Below are 8,127 nucleotides of genomic sequence, written 5' to 3'. Positions count from 1 at the left end.
CTGCTCGGCCGTCCGAAGCCGCCTTCGTGAGGCACTCGGCTTTCCCGCGTAGAGTTTTTTTCGTTCCTGTCCTGATTGGCGCCGCTCTCCTGGCGGCGCCTGCGCATGCGCAGGACATCAGCATCAATCTCGGCGGCCAGGGTGGCGGGGGCGTCACCGAGCGCGCGATCCAGCTCATTGCGCTGCTCACGGTGTTGTCGATCGCGCCGTCGATCCTGATCATGATGACGTCGTTCACGCGCATCGTTGTCGTGCTGTCGTTGCTTCGCACCGCCATGGGTACCGCGACCGCGCCGCCGAACTCGGTGATCATCGCGCTTGCGATGTTCCTCACCTTCTTCGTGATGGGGCCGGTCCTCCAGAAATCCTATGACGACGGCATCAAGCCGCTGGTCGCCAACCAGATCAGCGTCGAGACCGCACTCGAGCGTGCCTCCGTGCCCCTTCGCGGCTTCATGCAGAAGAACGTTCGCGAGAAGGACCTGAAACTGTTCATGGACCTCTCGGGCGAGCCGCCGCCGGCAACCCCCGACGAGCTCGCGCTCCGCATCCTCATCCCCTCGTTCATGATCTCGGAGCTGAAGCGCGCCTTCGAGATCGGCTTCCTCCTGTTCCTGCCCTTCCTGATCATCGACCTCGTGGTCGCCTCCGTCCTGATGTCGATGGGCATGATGATGCTGCCGCCAGCGGTGGTGTCACTGCCGTTCAAGCTGATCTTCTTCGTGCTGGTGGACGGCTGGTCCCTGGTAGCGGGAAGCCTGGTGCAGAGTTACGGCGGGTAAGCTGTTCGACGTTGGGTAAGCTGCGCGCCATACACCCAGCGTCATCGCCGGCTCGACCGGGCGATCCCGTATTCCAGAGACAGCGTCGTTCAACCGAGAAACGGCGCTGCCCCTACCCCTTCAGGTCATATTGCTTGCTGAGGTGATCGCCGATCTGCACGAGCATGGCGACGCATTCGGGGTAGCCGGGCTTGTCGATGGTCGACTGGTCGGATTCGTCGCGGAACTCCCAGCTATTGCCATCGCGGAGAACGATGATCTTCATGCCGTCCGAACAATCGGCATGGACCTTCAATTCGGCTTTCGCCATGGCGATTAGTTCGGCTTCGGTCTTGACGGGCTTGCTCATACAATCCCCTCCCGGCATCGGCGTGGACCCGCGCCTTGAGCCGCAAATTGCCGCCTTGGCGGGTGGATGTCGAGAGGTCGAAGGTAGGAGATGGCCTAGCGGGTCATCTTGATCTGCCTCACGGGCGGGATCGCGGGCAGCGAACCGGTGTGCTCGGTCTCGTCCTTGGCCTGCGGCGGCATGGGCGCGCGGGCGGTGGCGTCGGGGAAGCGCTGCTTCATCTCGCGCAGGAAGCCGTCGAGCGTGTCGACGCTGGCAGCGAGCTTGGCGATCTCGGCGAATTCGGCGCTGGAGGCGGCCGCCGGCTTACTCGCAATATCGAAGGCGAGCCGGTCGGAGCTCTCGCTCATCAAGGGCGCGTATTTCTCGCGGAACCGAGACAGCCCGATCGCATCGTCGGCAAGCGCGTAACCGACGGCGGCGCGGATCACATCGCTCTTCTCGACCGCATTGAGCGGCTTGAAGTCGCGAAAACGCTCGCCGTAGTAGAGCTCGATCTGCTCGGCGGATTCGCGCCAGCGCCGCGCCGCCCAGAAGATGTCGGAGCGAAGGCGAATGGCCTCGCGGCCGGTGACGTTGGAGACGATGTCGAGCGCGAGGTCATGGCGGCCGACGTCGCTCTGCGCGCGCGCCTCGAGCAGCAGACGCTGCTGGCGCAATTCGCCGGAGAGATCGCTGATGCGGCTCGCGCGCAGCGCCGAGATCGCCATGTCGGGCTTGCGGTTGGCGAGATAGACCATCGCAAGGCGGGCCGCAACCTGCGCGCGCGCCGCGCCTTCCAGGCGGTGATCAACCTGGTATTGCAGGAGCTCGGCGGCCTGGTCGAGCAGGTCGATGGACGCCAGGCGATCGGCAAGCTTGCGTATCAGCTCGTCGCCGCGCCGGCCGATCGGCGTCAGCTCGCGGAACTCGTAGAACATCCCGAGCGCCTCGATCGGCGGAAGATCGTCGCCCTTGGAGCTCAGGAATATCTGCGCGAACAGCTCCTGCGCAAGATCCTGCGCCTGACGCGAGGCGTCCGCATTCGGCTGGAGTTTTGTCGCGGTGCGGGCCGCGGCGAGCGCATCGCGGTAACGGCCCATGTCGGCATACATCCGCGCCAGCATCTGGAGCGTCTTCACCTCGATGGCGTCGCCGCGCCAGGTCATCGCGAGCGTCTCGAGCTCACGCAGCGCATCATCCTTGGTGATCTCGTCGCGCTTCTGCCGCAGCGCGACCTCGAGCTGCTTGGCTTCGGCGGCGGCCGGCCGGTCGTCCGAGCCGACCGCGAACTTGTAGTCGTCGAGCGCGTCCTTGTCGTGGCCGAGCGCTTCGGCGAGCCTGCCGCGCAGCACCGCAAAGGACGGCGCCATGTCCGGCGGCACGCCGACGACCTCGAGCTCGCTGCGCCGCTTGGAGGCGCCGGCATAGTCCTTCACTTCGAGCGAGGCCCGCATCGCATCCATCGTCACGATGCGCTGGACGTCGAGCGGCAGCGAGGCGATGGCGAACTCGACATTCTTGAACTTTTCGCGCGCATCCGCCCATTTGCCCTGGCGCGCATAGGCGAGCGCCTTCCAGAGCTGCGAGTCATGGCTGTTGCCGATCACGGGATTGGAGAGATCCTTCAGCCCCTGCCCGGGACGCCCGATCAGGATGCTCGCGATCGCATGCATGATCAGCGCCGAGGATTCCTCCTTGTTGAGGGGATCGGCCAGCATGACGTCGGTCATCGCCTTGGCCTCGTGATACATGCCGCGCGACATGTAGAAATGCGCGAGGTCAAGCCGCGGGATCGAGCGCTGCGCCGGCTCGACCGCCGCGATCGCTGCGACCAGCGCGCTCTGGCGGTTCATGAACAGCTCGGACTGGCCCTTGCGCCACTCCTCGATGTTGAAGACCGGCCGCACCGCGGTCGGCGCGCGCTCGGCGGAGACGTCGACCGGCGAGAGCGTCAGCCCCCCCTTCTTGCCGAGGATCACCTTGTCGGAGCCAACCTCGACGCCGACCTCGTCGGAGTTTGGACGAATGGCGATGCCGTGCGCGGATTCGAGCAGCGAGAGATCGACCAGGTCCTGCCGCTTGATGAAGCCGCGCACCGGCCGCGGCGCGGTGACGACGTAAAGCGTGTCGCCGGCGTCGGGATCGGTCAGCTTGTGCAGCAGGCCCGGATTGGCGAAGGGGATCGCAATATTGGCGAGCGCGGGGTCAGTGATGTTGCGCATCATCATCAAGGGCAGCGGCGTCGCCTGGATCTTGTCGGCGAGCGTCAGGAGCCAGTTGGTCTCCTTGCCGTTCTCCTCGCTCGACAGCGAATAGACCAGCGGCCGGTTGAGGCGGATGCGGATGGCCTGGCCCTTGTCGAGCGGCGTGCGGCTAACCTCGCCGATCATCGCGCCGCCCTTGGCGCGGATCGGCTCGACGTCGATGGCTTTCTGTGTATCGAATACGAGCCAGACGGTGTCGCCGCGACGGAATGCGGCGGCGGGTGTCGAAACCGAGAGCGGGAACGCCACGCGCAGCCCGTCGCTGTCGCGGCGGGCGTCGACGCTGGGCGCGGTGTCCTGCGAGACGGCCGGAGGCGGCACCTCGACGGCCTTCGCCATGTCCTTCGGCGCGTCCACGACCGGCTCCTTCGGCGCTTCGGCGGCCATCGGTTTTGGCGCGGCGGCCTCGGCGACCGGCGGCGCAGCTCTCGGCACCTCGGCCGGATGCGCAGCTTCAGCCGCGACAGGCTCGGGCGCGGCCTGCACCGGCGCGGGCTTCGGCGCCTCGGCAGCCGGCGGCGCGCCGGCAGTCTCGGGCTTCACCACGATCTTGGCCTCGCGCGCGATGGTCTCAGAGGTCGGCGGCGCGATCTCGCGTGGCATCTCCTTCTTCTCAGCCGCCGCGTGCGATCCTTGCGCCGCGGCCGGCTTTGCCGGTGCCAGGACCTGCTCGGCCGTCGTCGCGGCCTTGTTCTTGTCCGGCTGGAAGGCGACGTCGACGACATAATTCTTGTCGTCGCGGAAAGAGTGCACGTCGGCCTCGCCGATCAACGTGATCTCGACATTGGTCTGGTCGATGTCGGCCTTCTGCTTGATCGAGGCGACGTTCGGCGGAGCTGCCACGACCGCATCAGCGAGATCGAAGTTGAGGTTGGCGTTGAAGGCGAGCGTCAGCTTCTGCTCGTTGAGCACCGAGGACACGCCGACACCGTCGGGCATCTCGAACACGAAGCGCACGAAGGTCGGCTGCACCGACGCGCGAACGCGGATCGGCGGGCGCTTCTTGGTCTCGGCGGCCACGCGTTGGGCGCGCAGCGCACGCTCGGCAGCGCGCGCGCGCTCGGAGAGTTCCTTCACCACGTCCATCGGCAGGCTCGGCGGTGCGCCCTTCCAGCCCTCGGGCAGAAGGTCTACGAAGGTCCGCTCACCGGCGTTCATGGTGTTGACAGTGACACGGCGCGCCAGCGACAGCCGGATCGCGCTGCCGTCAGGATCGCGCCGCGCGGAGTTGACGTAGTCGGGTGCGCCTTCCGGAATGCGATCGACCGGTACATCGACCGGTCGCTCGAAGCGGATGATCAGGATCGATCCCGCAGTCGTCACCTCGGACGAAACGTCCTCGCCGAGCTTGATGACGAGGCGCGCAAAGCCGCCGCCGGCCGAGAACGTCGCCTCACCTTGCACCGGCTCGGCGCGCGCAGGCGATACCAATCCAATCAGCAGGCAGGCAGCCAGCACCGCAACGCAGCTGGCATAGCGGCGCGCGCCCAGCGCCGAGGTCAGTACCAAGGCACGGGCTTGCGACCAAAATCCAGCGGCAGCCTGTCGCGCCATTGGCGGCATTTCATCCGGTCCGACGATTCATTGCCGGCAATGGGGGCCGGCGCGTGCCCTCGACTTTAAGGTTTCGCCAATTAAGGACTTGTTAATGCTGTCGGATTGATTTGACCTGCACTCGCCGCGCCGCACCATCGTTCCCGAAACGGCCAGTCCGGGCCTCCAGCCTATCGTCAGTTCGCTCCATCGGTCGCACGTTGAGGGAGCGCCGCCCCGGCGCCATTCTGCTATAGTGCGGACATGACGATCGGGATCGCCGGCCCCGGCCAGAAGGCGCCGCGGCGCAGTGCTGCGGTGGGGTTCATTATCGCGGCCATCGCCGTCGTCATTGGTCTGATCCTGCTCGCTCTCGTGAGCGACGTCCTGGTCGACTGGATGTGGTTCGCCTCGGTCGGCTACAGGCAGGTCTTCTGGATCACGATCGGCGCCAAAACCGCCGGCTTCCTTGTCGTTTTCGCAGCGACAGCCACCATCTTGTGGCTGAACGCGCGGATTGCGCTTGGTCTTGCCGGGCGGCGACCCCGATTGCCTGCGGCCTTTGTCCCAACACTTGCGGCCTCTGCGGCTCAGCCTGATCCGCTTGAATTCCTGCGCGAGCGACTGCCGTGGCGCGGCGTGATCGCCGTCAGCAGCGGCCTCTTCGGCTTGCTTGTCGCCTGGGGCGAGGTCGGCAACTGGATCACGCTGCTCAGGTTCATCTATCAGGTGCCCTACGGCAGCAACGATCCCCTGTACGGCAAGGATATCGGTTTCTACCTGTTCTCCCTACCCGCCTTTGTCGCCATCAAGAACTGGGCAATGCTGACGCTCGTCCTGAGCGCACTGTTCGCCGGATTTGTCTATTGGGTGCATGGCGACATCGAGGACCGGGCCCAGCGAATGTCGCCGGCGGCGATCTCCCACGGTTCGGCGCTGCTTGGCCTTTTCTTCGGCCTGAAGGCGTGGTCCTACGGCCTCGACCGCTACCACCTGCTGTTCGGCGACAACGGCGTGGTGGTCGGCGCAGGCTATACCGACGCCAACGTCGAATTGCCGGTCCTGTGGATCCTGATCGCGTTGTCGATCGTCGCCGCCTTGGCCGCATGGGCTAACCTGTGGGTGCGCACCTACCGCCTCCCCACCGCCGCGATTGCGCTGCTGTTCAGCGCCGCATTCCTGCTATCGGGCATCATTCCCGCGGTTTTTGAACGGTTCTATGTCAAACCAAACGAGCTGGACTGGGAGCGTCCCTACATCGAACGCAACATCGCGCTGACCCGGGAGGCCTACAATCTCAATCGGATCACACCGAAGCCGTTCCCTGCGGACCAGACACTGACCTTCAGCACGCTCGAGGCCAACAAGGCTACGATCGAAAATATAAGGCTGTGGGATTGGCAACCATTGGCCGACACTTACGCGCAATTGCAGGAGATCCGCACCTACTACAAGCTGCGCAATCTCGATGTCGACCGCTACTGGCTCGGCGGAACCTACCAGAGCGTGATACTCTCGGCGCGCGAGCTGAATTCCGAGCTTCTGCCGCCCAATGCGCAAACATGGGTCAACCGCCACATCCTGTTCACCCACGGCAATGGTGCGGTGATGAGTCCGGTCACCCAGAAGAGCAGCGAAGGGCTTCCGCTGCTCTATCTGCACGACGTTCCTCCGGTCGCGCAGGGAGGTCCCGACATACGCGAGCCGCGCATCTACTACGGGCAGCAGACCGAGGACTACGTCATCGTCAAGGCAACCGTGCCGGAGTTCGACTATCCGAAGGGGAAGAACAACGTCTATGCGTCCTATGACGGCGTCGGCGGCGTTCCGCTGTCGAGCATAGTACGGCGACTGATCTTCGCCCACCATTTCAACGACGTGAACCTGTTTCTTTCAGACTACATCGGCGACGGCAGCCGGATCATGATCCGACGCAACATCCAGGAGCGGGTCAGCACGATTGCCCCCTTCCTGATTCTGGATCGCGATCCTTACCTCGTCGTCAGCGAGGGCCGGCTGTTCTGGATTCAGGACGCCTACACGACCAGCGAATACTTTCCTTACGCGCAGCGCGCGTCCGGCCTCAACAATCTCAACTACATCAGAAATTCGGTGAAGGTGATCATCGATGCCTATAACGGCACCGTCGACTTCTATCTGATGGACCAGGCAGACGCGATCGCTGCGACCTATCGTCGAATTTTCCCGGCTCTCTTCAAGCCGTTCACGGCAATGCCGGCCGATCTGCAAAGGCACATTCGCTATCCCGAGGACCTGTTCCTCATCCAGGCTCGGCTTTTCCAGACCTATCACATGGAATCTGCCGATGTTTTCTACAATCGCGAGGACCTCTGGCAATTCCCGCGCCAGCCGGCCGGCGATGGCATCTCTTCAATGGACGGCACGACCGCGATGGCGCCCTACTACATCATCATGCGCCTGCCTGGCGAAGCGCAAGCCGAGTTCTTTCTGATGATCCCGATGGTACCGAGCCGCCGCGACAACATGATCGCATGGCTCGCTGCGCGCTGCGACGAGCCCGGCTATGGCAAGCTGATCGTGTACGAATTTCCCAAGGAGAAGCTGGTCTACGGACCATTTCAGATCGAGGCGCGCATTCATCAGAACACGGAGATATCCCAGCAGATCTCGCTGTGGAACCAGATGGGATCGCGGGTGATCAGAGGAAACCTCCTCGTGATCCCAATCGAGAATTCAATCCTCTACGTGTCGCCACTATATTTGCGGGCCGAGCAAGGGCATTTGCCTGAGCTGAAACGGGTGATTGCCGCCTATGGCGAGCACGTCGTCATGAAGGAAACGCTTGAGGAGGCTTTGTCGGCACTCTTCGCGAACAGCGGTCCCGCAACGGCAGTGCCGGGTTCGACCGCAGAGTTGCCCAGCGAAGGAGCCGCGGCAGCACGCGCGCAGGAGGCGCTAGCCCACTACAATCAGGCCATGGAGCGATTGAAGTCCGGTGATTGGGCAGGCTTCGGCAAGGAGATCGATGCGATGCGCAGCCTGCTCGAAGACATCCGCCGGCAATCAGGCGGTCCGTGAGGGGCCCGGCCGATCGAAGTCCGCCATTCGCCTCACGCAGCCGTCGTCACGACAGCCGATGACTTCCGCAGGGTCAACAGTTCGCGACCCACGGTTGTCTTGAAAACAAAGGCCCGCCCCCGAGTGTGGGGAAGAACGGAAAGATTCAAGAGTTGGA

General features: G+C 64.1%; 4 protein-coding genes. 2 read left to right on the top strand and 2 right to left on the bottom strand.

The window, feature by feature from the left end; genetic code table 11:
• The first annotated feature begins 26 nt into the window (after window positions 1-26).
• Window positions 27-782, top strand: coding sequence for a flagellar type III secretion system pore protein FliP (gene fliP / locus SO156_RS24255; protein ID WP_458147025.1), 756 nt, complete (start codon window positions 27-29; stop codon window positions 780-782).
• A 112-nt stretch (window positions 783-894) separates the two neighbouring features.
• Here fliP and SO156_RS24250 read toward each other — a convergent pair whose 3' ends face one another.
• Both SO156_RS24250 and SO156_RS24245 read right to left on the bottom strand, forming a co-directional pair.
• Entirely contained in the window at window positions 895-1,131 is a 237-nt protein-coding gene (locus SO156_RS24250; RefSeq protein WP_458147026.1) for a hypothetical protein, read from the bottom strand.
• A 95-nt stretch (window positions 1,132-1,226) separates the two neighbouring features.
• Window positions 1,227-4,931 (bottom strand): tetratricopeptide repeat protein, encoded by a 3,705-nt coding sequence (locus SO156_RS24245; RefSeq protein WP_498536486.1) that lies wholly within the window; start codon window positions 4,929-4,931, stop codon window positions 1,227-1,229.
• A 243-nt stretch (window positions 4,932-5,174) separates the two neighbouring features.
• On the opposite strand from SO156_RS24245, the gene SO156_RS24240 reads away from it, so the two are divergent.
• Complete coding sequence (locus tag SO156_RS24240) at window positions 5,175-7,970, top strand: UPF0182 family membrane protein (RefSeq protein WP_498536485.1); 2,796 nt, start codon at window positions 5,175-5,177, stop codon at window positions 7,968-7,970.
• The last annotated feature ends 157 nt before the right edge of the window (window positions 7,971-8,127 follow it).

Source organism: Bradyrhizobium sp. UFLA05-125 (genome assembly GCF_059803515.1).
This window is presented reverse-complemented; position numbering and strand designations above follow the sequence as displayed.